Genomic DNA, 15,505 nt, shown 5'->3' on the forward strand with positions numbered 1-15,505 from the left:
CCTCATCGCCTCGCCCCTAACTTTCGGGGTGGGGCGATTTTTGTTTCTTCAGACGACACGATTTAGCGGCAATTTGGGGGATCGGCGCTGCTCATGGTTAAATACTCCAGTTGTCTACTGCTGGTCGGGCGTGACACGCGTTTCCGAGTGAAGCGTCCGAGACCCTTCGACCAGACTGCGCTCTCCTCGTGTGCGAGGGACGAGCGCACGAGGTTCGTCGATAAGCAATAGGCCGCAAGAACATTGACCACGTGCGTTCAGGACGGAAATCTGGCGCACATTGACCCAGGTCAGGAGACCAACTGTGATTCAGAAGGAATCGCGTCTGAAGGTCGCCGACAACACGGGTGCACGCGAACTGCTGTGCATCCGCGTTCTCGGCGGTTCCGTTCGACGCTTCGCCGGCATCGGCGACACGATCGTCGCCACCGTGAAGGAAGCTGCCCCGGGCGGCAACGTCAAGGAAGGCGAGGTCGTTAAGGCTGTCATCGTCCGTGCGAAGAAGGAGACCCGTCGTCCGGACGGCTCCTACATCTCGTTCGACGAGAACGCTGCTGTCGTCATCAAGAACGACACCGAGCCGCGCGGTACCCGCATCTTCGGCCCGGTTGCTCGTGAGCTCCGCGACAAGCGCTTCATGAAGATTGTGTCTCTCGCACCGGAGGTGATCTAAGTATGAAGATCAAGAAGGGCGATATGGTGCAGGTCATCGCCGGCAAGGATAAGGGTGCTCAGGGTCGCGTCATTGAGGCGTACCCGCAGCGCGACAAGGTCCTCGTCGAGGGTGTTAACCGCATCAAGAAGCACGTCGCAAACTCCTACAACGAGCGCGGCGCCGAGTCCGGCGGCATCGTCAGCCAGGAAGCACCGATCCACGTGTCCAACGTGATGATCCTGGACTCCGACGGCAAGCCGACCCGCGTGGGCTACCGCTTCGACGAGAACGGCAAGAAGGTCCGCGTGGCTAAGTCGAACGGGAAGGACATCTAATGGCTGAGAACATTCAGAACTACACCCCGCGCCTGAAGTCCCGCTACCAGGACGAGATCCGCACCAAGCTGAACGAGCAGTTCAACTACGACAACGTCATGCAGATCCCGGGCCTGACCAAGATTGTTGTGAACATGGGTGTGGGCGACGCTGCCCGCGACTCCAAGGTGATCAACGGCGCACTCGAGGACCTCACCGCGATCACCGGCCAGAAGCCGCAGCTGCGTCGCGCGAAGAAGTCCATCGCTAACTTCAAGCTCCGTGAGGGCATGCCGATCGGCGCAAAGGTCACCCTGCGCGGCGACCGTATGTGGGAGTTCCTCGACCGTATGCTGACGGTTGCTCTCCCGCGTATTCGCGACTTCCGTGGCCTGAACGACAAGCAGTTCGACGGCAACGGTAACTACACCTTCGGCCTGTCCGAGCAGACCATGTTCTACGAAATCGACATCGACAAGATCGATCGCGTTCGCGGCATGGACATCACGCTCGTGACCACCGCTGGTAGCGACGACGAGGGTCGCGCACTGCTGACGCACCTCGGCTTCCCGTTCGCTGACAAGGACGGCAAGATGAAGCGCGCATAAGCGTTCACTTGACGACGACACCCCTGCACCCGGTTTTTATACTGCGGTCGCAGGGGTTTTGTCGTATTGGAAAAGCATGAAAGAAAGCTTGCGTGAAGCTGGCTATGGGTGGTTATGATGTCCGCTGTATTAAATACATTGTTTGGCATCCATAATAGGGGAACCCCCATGAGTTACTTCTCCCGAAGCGCAATTATCGCGCCTAGGGAATTCAATCGCTGGCTAATTGTCCCTGCGGCACTCGCCATCCACCTCTCTATCGGCCAGGTCTACGGGTTCTCCGTGTTCAAGAAGCCAATGATGGAGCACTTCGGTGTCGGCGAAGTTGCTGTGGGCTGGATCTTCTCGTTGGCAATCGGCATGCTCGGCATCTCGTCCGCACTGTTCGGTTCCTGGGTCGAGCGAGTCGGCCCACGCGCGTCCATGGCAGTTTCCGGCGTGCTATGGGTGACAGGCTTCCTCGTTGCCACCCTGGGTGTCACCACCGGAAACTTGTGGCTGGTGTACTTCGGCTACGGCTTTATCGGCGGCATCGGTTTGGGCATCGGATACATCTCGCCGGTGTCCACGCTGATGAAGTGGTTCCCGGATCGCCCCGGTCTGGCTACGGGCCTTGCGATCATGGGCTTTGGCGGCGGCGCACTGATTGCCTCGCCGGCGTCGAACCGCCTCATGGAGTTCTACGGCGGCGGTGTGGATATCGCCAACCGCGCCGCGGGCATCCAGCCCACCTTTGTCACCCTTGGCGTCGTGTATCTCGTCGTCATCGCTATGGGCGCGTACTGCATCCGCATGCCGCACCCGGATTGGACCCCGTCGGGCGAAGCGAAGCAGGGGCGCAAACCTTCCAAGGTTGCCATCGTCGGTGCAAATGTTAGCGCCAACAACGCGATTCGAACCCCGCAGTTCTGGTGCCTGTGGGTGATCCTGTTCTGCAACATCACCGCGGGTATCGGCGTGCTGGAGAATGCGGCACCGATGATTCAGGACTACTTCCCGGCACTGACCGCGGCGGCCGCCGCAGGCTTTGTTGGCTTGCTGTCGCTGGCGAACATGGCTGGCCGTTTCGTCTGGTCGTCGGTTTCTGACGTCATTGGCCGCAAGAACATCTACATGGTGTACCTGGGTATCGGGTTGGCTTTCTACTTCATCTTCGCCAGGTTCGGCCACGCCAACATCGCGCTGTTTGTGATCTGCGCGCTGGTGTTGCTGTCCTTCTACGGGGGTGGCTTTGCCAGTATCCCGGCCTACCTGCGCGACCTATTCGGTGTTTACCAGGTCGGCGCTATTCACGGCCGTCTGCTTACCGCATGGTCGGCTGCAGGTGTAGCTGGCCCGCTGATCATCAACATGGTCGTGGAGCGCCAGGCAGCCAACGGCGGCGAAGGCCCGGACCTTTACCGCCTGTCGCTGTACGTCATGTGCTGCCTGCTTGCTGTTGGCCTGATCGCCAACATCCTTGTACGCCCGGTGGCGTCGAAGTGGTTCGAAGACCAAGACACCGTTCAGGCGAAGATCGAGGCAGATCGCGCCTCCGCGCTTGAAGGTGCTGGTGCCGGTCAGGCGCGTGGGGCTTCCGCGGGCCAGGCCCACAAGATTGTCGCGATCATTCTGGCGGCAATCATCGCTGGACTGCTTATCTACGGTCTGTGGGCCACTGCCGCGAAGGCTGCTGGCATGTTCATTGGCTAAGCGCCCGAGTACACGCTGAAGCGCTCGTCGGTAATTGCGCCGACGAGCGCTGTATTTGTTTCGCGGGCCAATTCCACCGCCATCGACGTGACGTCGCGTGTGGTGGCGACAATGCTGAAGCCGGCCGCTGCTGCAGCACGCATCATTTCAAACGTCACGCGCGTATCCACTGCGAGGGTGAGGTTGTGGGCGGGCAGGGTGTCGTCGAGAAGCAAGCGCCCAGCGATCTTCTGTACCGCGTTGACGGCGTCGATATCTTGACGCGCGGTCTCGCCAGCGAGCGCGGTGGGCAGGTCGCGACGACGCGCCTGGTTGAGACGTTCTGGGAAGGCGAAGATCGCATCCTGATCAATAGGGGCGAACTCGCTGCGCACGTTCAGGCGGACCGCCAACTCCCGTACGCGCTGCTCGGCGGAAATACCACAGGACTGGGATGGGATTGGGTCGATGAACTGCGGTGCAGCAGGGTAGGAAAGCTCGATATCGAGCAGGTTGTAGGTGTTTTCGCCGCCGATGGCACCTTCGCAATAGCGAGCGGTAATGACGTCTTTAGGGGTGGTAATGAGGCCCTGCGTCAGGAGCACACCGTGGGCGAGTTCGATGTCGTGGCCCGGGGTGCGAAACAACTGAGCGACCTCTCGGCCACCGGCGCGCACCTCGAGTGGTTCTTCCACTTCCACTTGGCCCGCGCGCGTGTCGCGGGTGCCGCTAGCGGAAATCTTTGTGACGGCGAAACTGCGCTTGGTCCTGCTCATTGCAACGATGCTAGCGCTTAGGGTGCAAGCGGGACGGAGGGGTGTCGTCGCAGCGCTACAACCTGCGCAAAGAGAAGTTATCCACAGGGCGGAAATTGCAAATTCCACAAGCTGAAACGGACATGTCGTGCGAGTTCGTTATAACTACAGGCACACATCCAAACAGCAATGGGGAAGGGGTGGGTGCGTCAGATGCGTACCGAAGAAAAGATCAAACAACGAGTACAAAAACTACTCAACCAAGCCAACGACAGGGAAGGGACACCGGAGGGTGACGCGTTCTATGCCCGAGCATTCGAGCTGATGGCACAGTACGGCTACGACGAGCGCGATCTTGCAAGTCCCGATGCTGGCGACAACGTAGGCCACCGCGCCTACACGTTCCGTGGCGCCTACACCGATATGCAGGCAACGCTGCTGCACTCCATCGCGAGGTCGTTGCACTGCACGGGCTTTACGCAGCGGGTGTATAACTCCACGCGCGTCAAGGACGCAGACATTTTTGGCCTTCAGCGACACCTCGACCGGGTGGACATGCTCTACGCGCTGTTGTTGCCGGTGATGCTTGCAGAATCACAAAAGATCCGCGCCACCAACTTCGGGGAATCGGTCGTGGTGATGCGTCGGTCGTTTATGCAGGGGTTCGCGACAAGCATCGGCAAACGTCTGATGAAAGCTGAAGAGGGCGCAGCAAAGGGGGATAGCGAATATGCGCTTGTGCTTGTCGACGACGCCGCAAAGGCCGAGCAAGCCCGCTCCAAATTCGCCGAAGAGCAGGGCTTTGTGCTCTCCGCGCACCAAACCAACCGCTCGTTCGACCCAGGTGCGTACCTCAGCGGACACGCCGCGGGAGAGAATTCAGACCTCGGCCAAACACGGGTGAAGTCCAGGGCGGCGCTGCCGTTCTGATCAATTCGGTGTCGGGAGATGCTGACGGGGGCAAGGTGTCGTCGTTAAGCAATTTGGTTCTGAGCGAACAAGCAGGTAACTTGGTCGATCGGACTTGTGCGCCGAGATTTCGGCGTGCCAAGCCGAGAGAAACATTTGAACATCCAACTTTGTTGCAGGCCCCTCGCCAAGATGCGGACCGCGTGCAAGGGAGGCGGCGAGCGGCCCACGCTACTGAGTGTGGGCAGCGTTGAGTAGCCCCCGATAGACCATGCGGAAAACGCGACCTTGAAAAGGGTCAGGTGGGTTTAGGGAACCGCAACGAGAAAGGAAACGGTCACCACAATGACCATGACAGATCCGATTGCGGACATGCTGTCGCGCGTGCGCAACGCAACAACTGCGCAGCACGACACCGTGTCTATGCCGTCCTCCAAGCTCAAGGCAGCTATTGCTGAGATCTTGAAGCAGGAAGGCTACATCGAAGATTACAAAGTTGAGGACGAGAAGGTTGGCAAATCGCTGACGCTCAACCTCAAGTACGGCCCGACCCGCGAGGCTTCCATCGCTGGTCTGCGCCGCGTGTCCAAGCCGGGCCTGCGCGTGTACGCCAAGTCCAACGACCTGCCTCAGGTGCTCGGTGGCCTGGGCGTGGCAATCATCTCCACGTCCCACGGCCTGCTGACCGACCGCCAGGCTCAAGAGAAGGGTGTAGGCGGGGAAGTCCTCGCTTACGTCTGGTAAGGGGAGGTTGAAAAGACTATGTCGCGTGTAGGTAATGCACCCATCGCAATCCCGAACAACGTCGAGGTGAAGATCGACGGCCAGCGTGTTGAGGTCAAGGGCCCGAAGGCCACCATGGACCTCGAGATGCCGGAGCCGATCACCGCTTCCGTCGAAGACAACGAAGTCGTGGTGTCCCGTCCGGACGATCACCGTGACAGCCGTTCGCTGCACGGCCTGACCCGCTCGCTGATCAACAACCTGATCATCGGCGTGACTGAGGGCTACAAGATCAACATGGAGATCTTCGGCGTCGGTTACCGCGTGCAGCAGAAGGGCAAGGACCTTGAGTTCTCCCTCGGCTACTCGCACCCGATCCTGATTGAGGCGCCGGAAGGCGTCACGTTCTCCGTCGATGGCAACACCAAGTTCGCCATCGAAGGCACTGACAAGCAGCAGGTTGGCCAGATTGCGGCAAACATCCGCCGTCTGCGTAAGGATGACCCGTACAAGGGTAAGGGCATCCGCTACGCCGGCGAGCAGGTCCGCCGCAAGGTCGGAAAGACGGGTAAGTAATCATGAGCAATACTGCAGAGAACACCAAGCGCACCCCGGTGGGCAAGGACATCTCGTCCCGCCGCCGCGAGGCTCGCGCACGTCGCCACTACCGCATCCGCAAGACCCTGCGTGGCACCCCGGAGACCCCGCGTCTCGTTGTGCACCGCTCGTCTCGCCACATCCACGTCCAGGTCATCGACGACCTCGCAGGCCACACCCTGGTTTCTGCGTCGTCCATCGAGGCAGACGTGCGCAACCTGGAGGGCGACAAGAAGGAGAAGGCCGCAAAGGTTGGCCAGCTCGTCGCTGAGCGTGCCAAAGCAGCAGGCATCGAGCAGATCGTCTTCGACCGTGGTGGCTACAAGTACCACGGCCGCGTTGCGGCCCTGGCTGAAGCTGCTCGTGAAGGTGGTCTGAAGTTCTAATGATCACGGCAAACATCACCATCAACGGAAGGATCGCGTAATGGCCGAACGTGAACGGCGTGACGGCGGGCGCTCCGCCGACAACCAGAACAACAACGACCGCGGTAACCGCGGCGGCCGTGGCCGTCGCGACGACCGTCGCAACCAGAACGACGAGCGCGATAAGTACATCGAGCGCGTCATCACCATCAACCGTGTTGCCAAGACCGTTAAGGGTGGCCGCAACATGTCCTTCACCGCTCTCGTCGTCGTCGGCGACGGTGAAGGCATGGTCGGCGTTGGCTACGGCAAGGCGAAGGAAGTTCCTGCCGCAATTCAGAAGGGTGCAGAAGAGGCTCGCAAGAACTTCTTCCGCGTCCCGATGATCGGTGGCACCATTCCTCACCCGGTTCAGGCTGAAGAAGCCGCCGGTATCGTCATGCTCCGCCCGGCTGCTCCGGGTACCGGTGTGATCGCCGGTGGCGCAGTCCGCCCGGTGCTCGAGGCCGCTGGTGTCCAGGACATCCTGGCCAAGTCCCTCGGCTCTGACAACGCCCTCAACGTGGTTCAGGCCACCGTTGCAGGCCTGAAGCAGCTCGTGCGTCCGGAAGAGGTCGCAGCGAAGCGCGGTAAGGCTGTCGAGGACGTTGCCCCGGCACGTATGCTGCGCGCTCGCGCAGGACAGGAGGCCTAAGAACAATGGCACTGAAGATTACGTTGCACCACGGCAAGATCGGTGAGAAGCCGGTGACCCGCAAGAACCTCGAGGCTCTCGGTCTGCGCAAGATCGGTCAGTCCGTGGTGAAGAAGGACAACGCTGCTACCCGCGGCCAGATCCTCAAGGTGCGTCACCTCGTCACCGTCGAAGAAGTTGCAGGGGAGTAGATAAAACATGGCTGACATCATCAAGCTCCATGATCTGCGCCCGGCAGAGGGCGCAAACAAGGCCAAGACCCGCGTTGGTCGCGGTGAGGCCTCCAAGGGCAAGACCGCTGGCCGCGGTACCAAGGGCACCAAGGCTCGTAAGCAGGTTTCCGCTGCTTTCGAGGGTGGCCAGATGCCGCTGCACATGCGTCTGCCGAAGCTCAAGGGCTTCAAGAACCCGAACCGCGTCGAGTACCAGGTGGTCAACGTCGCGGACCTCGCGGAAGCATTCCCGCAGGGTGGCGACATTGCAGTTGCCGACATCGTCGCTAAGGGCCTCGTTCGCCCGAAGCAGCCGGTGAAGGTGCTGGCAGAGGGCGACATCAACGTCGCACTCAACGTCACCGCAAACAAGTTCTCCAAGTCCGCTGAGGAGAAGCTCAAGGCTGCTGGCGGTTCCGCCACCGTCGTCGAGTTCTCCAAGCGCGCTCCGAAGGACGCGTAAAGAGCCGAAAGCGTAACGCTTTCCGCGCTTGAGATAACCCCCATACTGGACAATCACTGTCCGGTGTGGGGGTTTTCGCTGTGCTGTAGCGGTAAAGTCGACCGTGAGTATCAACTTTTTAAGCACAGCTGCTAGGGTAGTGGGGTCAAACACGGCGACGGCCCGTTTTGTGTGCCTTCATGCACGAGTCGGCGCTGCACTATCCACTACCTTCCGCCGCGGTTCAGGTGGAAGCCAGGAGGCTATGTGTCCGCAATTGCTCAGGCGTTTAAGGATCCTGACCTTCGCAAGAAGATCTTGATCACCCTTGCGCTGATGATTCTGTACCGCGTAGGTGCCCAGATCCCGTCCCCGGGCGTTGATTACGCGTTGATCAACCAGCGACTCGAAGAGGTTGCCCAGGGTGACCGTGCCACGATGTTCTCCATCATTGGCCTGTTCTCCGGTGGTGCACTGCTGCAGTTGTCGATCTTCGCGATCGGCATCATGCCGTACATTACGGCGTCGATTATCGTGCAGCTGCTCACTGTCGTGATCCCGAAGTTCGAGGAGCTGAAGAAGGAAGGCCAGTCCGGCCAGGCGAAGATGACGCAGTACACGCGCTACCTCACGGTCGCGCTGGCGTTGCTGCAGTCCGCAGGTATCGTCGCGCTGGCAGACCGCGAGCAGCTGCTCGGCCAGGGAATGCCGGTGCTGGTGGAAGACCGCAATGTCTGGACCTTGATCATGATGATCCTTGTGATGACCTCCGGTGCGGTGCTCATCATGTGGCTCGGCGAGATCATCACTGAAAAGGGCGTGGGCAACGGTATGTCCCTGCTCATCTTCGCGGGTATCGCAACCCAGATCCCGTCCGAGGGTGCGTTCATCCTCCAGAACTCCGGTGCCTTGACGCTGATCCTCGTCATCCTCGCGCTTGTTGCGCTGGTCGTCGGCATTGTCTTCATTGAGCAGGGCCAGCGTCGTATCCCGGTGCAGTACGCCAAGCGCATGGTGGGCCGTCGCCAGTACGGTGGTTCTTCCACCTACTTGCCGCTGAAGGTCAACCAGGCTGGCGTTATCCCGGTCATCTTCGCCTCGTCGCTGATGTACGTGCCGGTTCTGATCACACAGATCGTGACCATGAATAACCCGACTCCGCCGGACAACTGGTGGATGAACCACGTGATGGCATGGCTGCAGAACCCGGGTTCGTGGCAGTACATCCTCACCTACGTCGTGATGATCATCTTCTTCTCCTACTTCTATGTGTCGATCCAGTATGACCCGGTCGATCAGGCAGAGAACATGAAGAAGTACGGTGGCTTTATCCCGGGTATCCGTCCGGGCCGTCCGACTGCTGAATACCTCGCGTTCGTCATGAACCGCCTGCTGTTCGTCGGCGCGATTTACCTCGCGCTGATCGCAGTGCTGCCGAACCTGGCAATGGACGCCGGTATCACCGGCTCCGGCCGGATGGGTATGAGCGCGTTTGGCGGTACGGCCATCCTGATTATGGTTTCCGTGGCTTTGACCACGGTTAAGCAAATTGAATCCCAGCTTCTGCAATCCAACTACGAAGGACTTCTGCGATAATGCGTCTCGTTCTCCTTGGCCCTCCCGGTGCCGGCAAGGGCACCCAAGCCGCTATCCTTTCCGAAAAGCTCGGTGTTCCGCACATCTCCACCGGTGATCTGTTCCGCGCCAACATTGGCGAGGGCACCCCGCTCGGTGTTGAGGCAAAGAGCTACATCGACGCCGGCAAGCTTGTGCCGACCGATGTCACCGCACGCATGGTTGAGGATCGCCTGAACCAGGACGACGCGAAGGACGGCTTCCTGCTGGACGGCTTCCCGCGCACGGTGGAGCAGGCTGAGATCCTGACCGACCTACTGGCGAAGAAGGGCGAGAAGCTCGACGGCGTGCTCAACTTCGTTGTTGATGAGGACGTTGTCGTGGAGCGCATGCTCGCCCGTGGTCGTGCAGACGACAACGAGGAGACCATCCGCACCCGTCTCGCCGTGTACCGCGATGAGACCGCACCGCTGATCGATCACTACGGTGAGGAGATCATTTCTATCGACGCTGTGGGCGACGTCGACGAGATCAACCAGCGCGCCATGGCGCAGCTGGGCAAGTAGCCCGAATACGCTCAAGGCCGGTGTTCGCACCGGCCTTTCGCTTTTGCTTATCGACGACCACCACAAAGGAGCAACCCGCTATGGCATTCCGCAAACGCAAGATTGCCGCCAAAACCCACGACGAACTCGATGCGATGGAGGCAGCCGGCCGCATTGTCGGTGTCGCGCTGCAGGAGGTCCGTGCTGCGGCAAAGCCGGGTGTCAGCACGCTTGACCTTGACAAGGTGGCGGAAACCGTCATTCGCGACCATGGCGCTGTGCCGACCTTCCTCGGATACCACGGTTTTACTGGCTCAATTTGTGCGTCGGTCAACGATGTGGTGGTCCATGGCATTCCATCCGCTGACGTGGTGCTCAATGAAGGGGACCTGGTTTCCATCGACTGCGGCGCGACGTTCAACGGTTGGGTAGGGGACAGTGCCTGGTCGTTCGGTATCGGTGAACTTGCGCCGGATGTGGACGCGCTCAACCGCGCAACCGAGTGGGTGCTCGCAGAAGGTCTGAAAGCCATGGTTCCGGGCAACAAGCTCACTGACGTGTCTCACGCGTTGGAGTTGGCAACCTACGCCGCCGAGGAGCGTTTCGGCGTTGAGCTCGGCATTGTGGATGGCTACGGCGGGCACGGCATTGGCCGCACGATGCACGAAGACCCGTACCTGGCTAATGAGGGCAAGCCGAATCGGGGTCCTGTGATTCAGGAAGGTTCGGTGTTGGCGATCGAGCCGATGTTGATCCTGGGTGGTGGCTACGACACGCGCGTACTTGACGACGAATGGACGGTTACCACCCTCGATGGTTCACCGGCAGCACACTGGGAACACACCGTGGCAGCGACCGCTCAGGGACCCCGAATTCTTACTCCGCGCGTATAAACGGCTGGCGCGTCGATGCGTAATTCATGGCTATACGGTTATACTTCCGGCATGTCTTACCGTCCTCGCCATGCAAAGCAGTCGCCGTTGAAGCGACGTGCAATTACGTTTGCCGCCGGTTTTGGTGTCGTCGCTACGCTTGCTGCACCTGTGACTGCGCAGGCAGCGCCTGCTCCGGCCCCGAATCCGGTTGCAACCTCCAGCCTTGATGCGCTGTCCTCGTCGGCAAACACCGCGTTTGCAAACCTGGATAAGTCTGCACGGGATGCAGCTTGGGATCTTCGCAACAACCTGCGCTTGCAGGCAGACGGGTTGGCGAATATCAGCCCGGATCTGCCGGCGAAGGCGAAGCAGCGTATCGACGAGATCGTGGAGGTTTTCTTCCCCGGACTCATCGCCGAGAAGACTCCGAAGCCGAAGCCTGCACCGAAGCCGGCTCCCGCTCCGGCACCAGCTCCTGCTCCGGCGCCGGCTCCGAACCCGCGTGCTGGCTTTGACTACGGTCCGTGCCCGGCCGATGCCAAGGCCTGCATTGACATTGATGGTCGCCGTTCCTGGCTGCAGAACAACGGTGTCATGTACTACCAGTCGGGCCTGATTGGTCCGGGCCGACCGGGCTACGAGACGCCGCGCGGCACCTTCTACGTCAACCGTAAGGTCAAGGACGAGATCTCCTGGGAGTTCGGCAACGCACCGATGCCGTACGCCACGTACTTCACCTACAACGGTATTGCGTTCCATGAGGGGGACCCGAGCATTCTGTCTCACGGCTGCATCCGCATGTACCGCGGTGATGCACAGCGCTACTTCAGTGATCTGCAGATCGGTGACAAGGTCTACGTCTACTAGGCATCTTTGTTGCATATTGGCCCCGGCGAAATGCTGGGGCCTTTTGCGTTTTCGCAGGTGAGCGGATAAAGTAGTCCAGCGGTGCTGCCACGAAGTGTTGGCAGGTACCGACTGTCACGGTAAGAAAACGTTTCTGCCTGCACATTTGCGGGCAGTGTAGGAAGTGGAGTGTATGGCAAAAGAAGGCGCAATCGAGGTTGAGGGCCGCATCGTCGAGCCCCTGAAGAACGCCATGTTCCGTGTCGAACTCGACAATGGGCACGAGGTTCTCGCCCACATCAGTGGCAAGATGCGCCAGCACTACATCCGCATCCTCCCTGAGGACCGTGTCGTGGTGGAGCTCTCTCCCTACGACCTGGAACGCGGGCGTATCACTTACCGCTACAAGTAAGCATTTCAGCCTCCTCACCCAGACCTGCTCATAGTGGGTCGTTTACCTCCGGCCACGGTGGCTGGAGCCGCGTGTAATCCCAACCCATCCTCCGGCGCGGTCCGGATAAAGCGTTGGTTGACGTGGACGGGTGGGGAGAAAACCACCGTAACAACCCGAAAGGTACGTACCTCATGGCACGTCTAGCTGGTGTTGATCTCCCGCGCAATAAGCGCATGGAGATCGCTCTCACCTACATCTATGGCATCGGTGCAACCCGATCCAAGGAACTGCTCGAGAAGACGGGCATTTCTCCGGACCTGCGCACGGACGATCTGAGCGATGACCAGCTCTCCGCTCTGCGTGACGCGATTGAGTCCTCCTACACCGTCGAGGGCGACCTGCGCCGCGAGGTTCAGGCAGACATCCGCCGCAAGATCGAAATCGGCTCCTACCAGGGCATGCGCCACCGCCGTGGCCTGCCTGTCCGCGGCCAGCGCACCAAGACCAATGCGCGTACCCGCAAGGGCCCGAAGAAGACCATCGCAGGAAAGAAGAAGTAACCTATGGCTACTCAGACTCGTTCCGGTGCACGTCGCGGACGTCGCATCGTCAAGAAGAACGTGGCCGCAGGCCACGCATACATCAAGTCCACCTTCAACAACACCATCGTGTCCATCACGGACCCGCAGGGCAACGTCATCTCCTGGGCGTCCTCCGGCCACGTTGGCTTCAAGGGCTCCCGTAAGTCCACGCCGTTCGCTGCGCAGATGGCTGCAGAGAACGCTGCCCGCAAGGCAATGGACCATGGCATGAAGAAGGTCGACGTTTTCGTCAAGGGTCCGGGCTCCGGCCGCGAGACCGCTATCCGTTCGCTCCAGGCTGCCGGCCTGGAGGTGTCTTCGATCTCCGACGTGACGCCTCAGCCGTTCAACGGCTGCCGTCCGCCGAAGCGTCGTCGCGTTTAAGGCTGAAAGGAAAAGAGGTAAAGAGACATGGCTCGTTACACCGGCCCTGCTACCCGTAAGTCCCGTCGCCTCCGCGTCGACCTCGTCGGCGGCGACATGTCCTTCGAGCGTCGCCCGTACCCTCCGGGGCAGGCTGGTCGCGCTCGCATCAAGGAATCCGAGTACCTGCTCCAGCTGCAGGAGAAGCAGAAGGCTCGCTTCACCTACGGCGTGATGGAGAAGCAGTTCCGTCGCTACTACGAAGAAGCGAACCGTCGTCCGGGCAAGACCGGCGACAACCTGCTCATCCTGCTGGAGTCCCGTCTGGACAACGTTGTCTACCGTGCTGGTCTGGCTAAGACCCGCCGTCAGGCACGTCAGCTCGTGTCCCACGGCCACTTCACGGTCAACGGCAAGAGCATCGACGTTCCGTCGTTCGCGGTAACGCAGTACGACATCATCGACGTCCGTGAGAAGTCCCGCAACATGCTGTGGTTCGAAGAGGCTCAGGACAACCTCCTGGACGCTGTCGTTCCGGCTTGGCTGCAGGTCGTTCCGGACACCCTGCGCATCCTCGTGCACCAGTTGCCCGAGCGCGCTCAGATCGAGGTGCCGCTGCAGGAGCAGCTCATCGTCGAGCTTTACTCGAAGTAAACTTTCACACGTTTGCTTCACCCCGCGCGCCGTCCACGGTGCACGGAATCTTCCATATCAGTCCCTACCGGCTTCATATAGCGGGAGCCAAAGGAGAAGTTCATGCTCATCTCTCAGCGTCCTGAATTGACCGAGGAGTACATCGATACCAACCGCTCGAAGTTCGTCATCGAGCCGCTCGAGCCTGGTTTCGGTTACACCCTGGGCAACTCCCTGCGTCGCACGCTGCTGTCGTCCATCCCGGGCGCAGCCGTGACGTCCATCAAGATCGACGGTGTGCTCCACGAGTTCACCACGATCAACGGTGTCAAGGAGAATGTCTCCGAGATCATCCTCAACATCAAGGACCTCGTGCTGTCTTCCGACTTTGACGAGCCGGTAGTCATGCAGCTTGCAGTCGAGGGGCCGGGCGACGTCACCGCAGGTGACATCGAGCCACCGGCAGGCGTGGAGATCCACAACCCGGATCTGCACATCGCCTCCCTTAACGAGCAGGCACGCCTGGAGATGGAGCTTGTTGTCGAGCGCGGCCGTGGCTACGTACCGGCTATGCCGAACTCCGGTGGAGAGGCCGGCCGTATCCCGGTCGACCAGATTTACTCGCCGGTGACCCGTGTTGCTTACAAGGTTGAGGCAACTCGTGTTGAGCAGCGCACCGACTTTGACAAGCTCATCATCGACGTTGAGACGAAGAACTCGATGACCGCACGTGACGCGCTCGCGTCGGCTGGTTCCACCCTGGTGGAGCTCTTCGGCCTGGCTCGTGAGCTCAACACCGCTGCAGAGGGCATCGAGATCGGCCCGTCGGCTCAGGAGTCCGAGTACATCGCTGCGTACTCCACGCCGATCGAGGATCTGAACTTCTCTGTTCGTTCCTACAACTGCCTGAAGCGTCAGGAGATCCACACCGTGGGCGAGCTTGCTGAGTACAGCGAGACCGACCTGCTGGACATCCGCAACTTCGGCCAGAAGTCGATCAACGAGGTCAAGATCAAGCTCGCTAACCTGGGCCTGACCTTGAAGGACGCTCCGGAAGATTTCGACCCGACCCAGCTCGAAGGCTACGACGCCGAAACTGGCGATTTCGTGGACGACGGCGCGGACGAGACCGAGTAACACAACAGAGCACGCGCTCAACTAACCGCATACGAGGAGTTCGAATATGCCTACCCCCAAGAAGGGTGCCCGCCTCGGAGGGTCCGCCTCGCACCAGAAGCACATTCTGGCCAACCTGGCGCAGTCCCTCTTCGAGAACGGCGCTATCAAGACGACGGACGCTAAGGCACGCGCCGTGCGTCCGTACGCTGAGAAGCTGATCACCAAGGCGAAGAAGGGCACTGTGGCTGACCGCCGCGCAGTCCTCGCTGAGCTGCCGAACAAGCAGGTTGTTAACTACCTGTTCAACGAGCTCGCGCCGAAGTTCGAGAACCGTGAGGGCGGCTACACCCGCTCCATCAAGCTCCCGAACCGCTCCGGTGACAACGCTCCGATGACCCAGATTTCCCTGGTGCTCGAGGAGACCGTTACCACCGAGGCAACCCGCGCTGCACGCGCAGCTGCATCCCGCCAGGCTGAGGAGGCCAAGGCTGAGGAGGCTCCGGCAGAGGAGACCACCGAGGCTCCGGCAGAGGAGACCGCTGCTGAGGAAGAGAAGTAAACTCACTTCCTTCCTCGCGTAACGCCCAGCTACCCCGTGTAGCTGGGCGTTTTGTATTGCCCAGATAAGA

Annotated in this window: 22 protein-coding genes; 21 read left to right on the forward strand and 1 reads right to left on the reverse strand. The window is 60.3% G+C overall.

Annotated features, from left to right (window positions below):
• The first annotated feature begins 304 nt into the window (after positions 1 to 304).
• The 4 genes from rplN (at position 305) to HMPREF3145_RS08105 (ending at position 3,269) form a co-directional block, all read left to right on the forward strand.
• The gene (gene rplN, locus HMPREF3145_RS08090; protein ID WP_070422727.1) at positions 305 to 673 is read left to right on the forward strand and encodes a 50S ribosomal protein L14; all 369 of its coding nucleotides are present in this window, start codon (positions 305 to 307) and stop codon (positions 671 to 673) included.
• A gap of 2 nt (positions 674 to 675) precedes the next feature.
• Complete coding sequence (gene rplX / locus HMPREF3145_RS08095; RefSeq protein ID WP_070422728.1) at positions 676 to 990, forward strand: 50S ribosomal protein L24; 315 nt, start codon at positions 676 to 678, stop codon at positions 988 to 990.
• Positions 990 to 1,577, forward strand: a complete 588-nt coding sequence (rplE, locus tag HMPREF3145_RS08100) for a 50S ribosomal protein L5 (RefSeq protein WP_070422729.1) — start codon at positions 990 to 992, stop codon at positions 1,575 to 1,577. The genes rplX and rplE overlap by 1 nt, the downstream gene beginning before the upstream one ends.
• Before the next feature lie 168 nt (positions 1,578 to 1,745).
• Positions 1,746 to 3,269, forward strand: coding sequence for an L-lactate MFS transporter (locus tag HMPREF3145_RS08105; protein WP_070422730.1), 1,524 nt, complete (start codon positions 1,746 to 1,748; stop codon positions 3,267 to 3,269).
• On the opposite strand, the gene HMPREF3145_RS08110 is transcribed toward HMPREF3145_RS08105, so the two are convergent.
• The gene (locus tag HMPREF3145_RS08110) at positions 3,266 to 4,024 is read right to left on the reverse strand and encodes a formate dehydrogenase accessory sulfurtransferase FdhD (protein WP_070422731.1); all 759 of its coding nucleotides are present in this window, start codon (positions 4,022 to 4,024) and stop codon (positions 3,266 to 3,268) included. The genes HMPREF3145_RS08105 and HMPREF3145_RS08110 overlap by 4 nt on opposite strands.
• Positions 4,025 to 4,216: 192 nt before the next feature.
• On the opposite strand from HMPREF3145_RS08110, the gene HMPREF3145_RS08115 reads away from it, so the two are divergent.
• The 17 genes from HMPREF3145_RS08115 to rplQ all read left to right on the forward strand — a co-directional run bounded on the left by HMPREF3145_RS08115 (position 4,217) and on the right by rplQ (position 15,435).
• Positions 4,217 to 4,933: a DUF2786 domain-containing protein gene (locus tag HMPREF3145_RS08115; RefSeq protein ID WP_141740849.1), complete on the forward strand. Its 717-nt coding sequence runs from the start codon at positions 4,217 to 4,219 to the stop codon at positions 4,931 to 4,933.
• 324 nt (positions 4,934 to 5,257) lie between these two features.
• Complete coding sequence (gene rpsH, locus HMPREF3145_RS08120; RefSeq protein ID WP_070422733.1) at positions 5,258 to 5,656, forward strand: 30S ribosomal protein S8; 399 nt, start codon at positions 5,258 to 5,260, stop codon at positions 5,654 to 5,656.
• Positions 5,657 to 5,674: 18 nt separating this feature from the next.
• Complete coding sequence (rplF, locus tag HMPREF3145_RS08125) at positions 5,675 to 6,211, forward strand: 50S ribosomal protein L6 (RefSeq protein WP_070422734.1); 537 nt, start codon at positions 5,675 to 5,677, stop codon at positions 6,209 to 6,211.
• A 2-nt stretch (positions 6,212 to 6,213) separates the two neighbouring features.
• Positions 6,214 to 6,618, forward strand: a complete 405-nt coding sequence (gene rplR / locus HMPREF3145_RS08130; RefSeq protein WP_070422735.1) for a 50S ribosomal protein L18 — start codon at positions 6,214 to 6,216, stop codon at positions 6,616 to 6,618.
• A gap of 40 nt (positions 6,619 to 6,658) precedes the next feature.
• Positions 6,659 to 7,291 carry a 30S ribosomal protein S5 gene (gene rpsE, locus HMPREF3145_RS08135; RefSeq protein ID WP_070422736.1) on the forward strand — a complete coding sequence of 211 codons (633 nt, stop codon included), beginning with the start codon at positions 6,659 to 6,661 and terminating at the stop codon, positions 7,289 to 7,291.
• Positions 7,292 to 7,296: 5 nt separating this feature from the next.
• Complete coding sequence (rpmD, locus tag HMPREF3145_RS08140; protein WP_034997282.1) at positions 7,297 to 7,482, forward strand: 50S ribosomal protein L30; 186 nt, start codon at positions 7,297 to 7,299, stop codon at positions 7,480 to 7,482.
• 7 nt (positions 7,483 to 7,489) lie between these two features.
• Positions 7,490 to 7,966, forward strand: a complete 477-nt coding sequence (gene rplO / locus HMPREF3145_RS08145) for a 50S ribosomal protein L15 (protein WP_070422737.1) — start codon at positions 7,490 to 7,492, stop codon at positions 7,964 to 7,966.
• A 246-nt stretch (positions 7,967 to 8,212) separates the two neighbouring features.
• Complete coding sequence (gene secY, locus HMPREF3145_RS08150) at positions 8,213 to 9,541, forward strand: preprotein translocase subunit SecY (protein WP_070422738.1); 1,329 nt, start codon at positions 8,213 to 8,215, stop codon at positions 9,539 to 9,541.
• The gene (locus HMPREF3145_RS08155; protein ID WP_070422739.1) at positions 9,541 to 10,086 is read left to right on the forward strand and encodes an adenylate kinase; all 546 of its coding nucleotides are present in this window, start codon (positions 9,541 to 9,543) and stop codon (positions 10,084 to 10,086) included. The genes secY and HMPREF3145_RS08155 overlap by 1 nt, the downstream gene beginning before the upstream one ends.
• Before the next feature lie 80 nt (positions 10,087 to 10,166).
• Positions 10,167 to 10,958, forward strand: a complete 792-nt coding sequence (map, locus tag HMPREF3145_RS08160; protein ID WP_070422740.1) for a type I methionyl aminopeptidase — start codon at positions 10,167 to 10,169, stop codon at positions 10,956 to 10,958.
• A gap of 51 nt (positions 10,959 to 11,009) precedes the next feature.
• On the forward strand, positions 11,010 to 11,807 hold the full coding sequence (locus tag HMPREF3145_RS08165) for a L,D-transpeptidase (RefSeq protein ID WP_070422741.1): 798 nt from the start codon (positions 11,010 to 11,012) through the stop codon (positions 11,805 to 11,807).
• 172 nt (positions 11,808 to 11,979) lie between these two features.
• Positions 11,980 to 12,198 carry a translation initiation factor IF-1 gene (gene infA, locus HMPREF3145_RS08170; protein ID WP_070422742.1) on the forward strand — a complete coding sequence of 73 codons (219 nt, stop codon included), beginning with the start codon at positions 11,980 to 11,982 and terminating at the stop codon, positions 12,196 to 12,198.
• Positions 12,199 to 12,371: 173 nt separating this feature from the next.
• Positions 12,372 to 12,740, forward strand: coding sequence for a 30S ribosomal protein S13 (gene rpsM / locus HMPREF3145_RS08175; protein ID WP_070422743.1), 369 nt, complete (start codon positions 12,372 to 12,374; stop codon positions 12,738 to 12,740).
• Between the two features lie 3 nt (positions 12,741 to 12,743).
• Positions 12,744 to 13,145, forward strand: a complete 402-nt coding sequence (gene rpsK / locus HMPREF3145_RS08180; RefSeq protein WP_070422744.1) for a 30S ribosomal protein S11 — start codon at positions 12,744 to 12,746, stop codon at positions 13,143 to 13,145.
• 27 nt (positions 13,146 to 13,172) lie between these two features.
• Positions 13,173 to 13,778, forward strand: coding sequence for a 30S ribosomal protein S4 (rpsD, locus tag HMPREF3145_RS08185; RefSeq protein ID WP_070422745.1), 606 nt, complete (start codon positions 13,173 to 13,175; stop codon positions 13,776 to 13,778).
• A gap of 102 nt (positions 13,779 to 13,880) precedes the next feature.
• Positions 13,881 to 14,894 (forward strand): DNA-directed RNA polymerase subunit alpha, encoded by a 1,014-nt coding sequence (locus tag HMPREF3145_RS08190; RefSeq protein WP_070422746.1) that lies wholly within the window; start codon positions 13,881 to 13,883, stop codon positions 14,892 to 14,894.
• Positions 14,895 to 14,940: 46 nt separating this feature from the next.
• Entirely contained in the window at positions 14,941 to 15,435 is a 495-nt protein-coding gene (gene rplQ, locus HMPREF3145_RS08195; RefSeq protein WP_070422747.1) for a 50S ribosomal protein L17, read from the forward strand.
• Positions 15,436 to 15,505 lie beyond the last annotated feature (70 nt).

Source organism: Corynebacterium sp. HMSC05C01, assembly GCF_001807155.1.
GTDB lineage: Bacteria > Actinomycetota > Actinomycetes > Mycobacteriales > Mycobacteriaceae > Corynebacterium > Corynebacterium coyleae.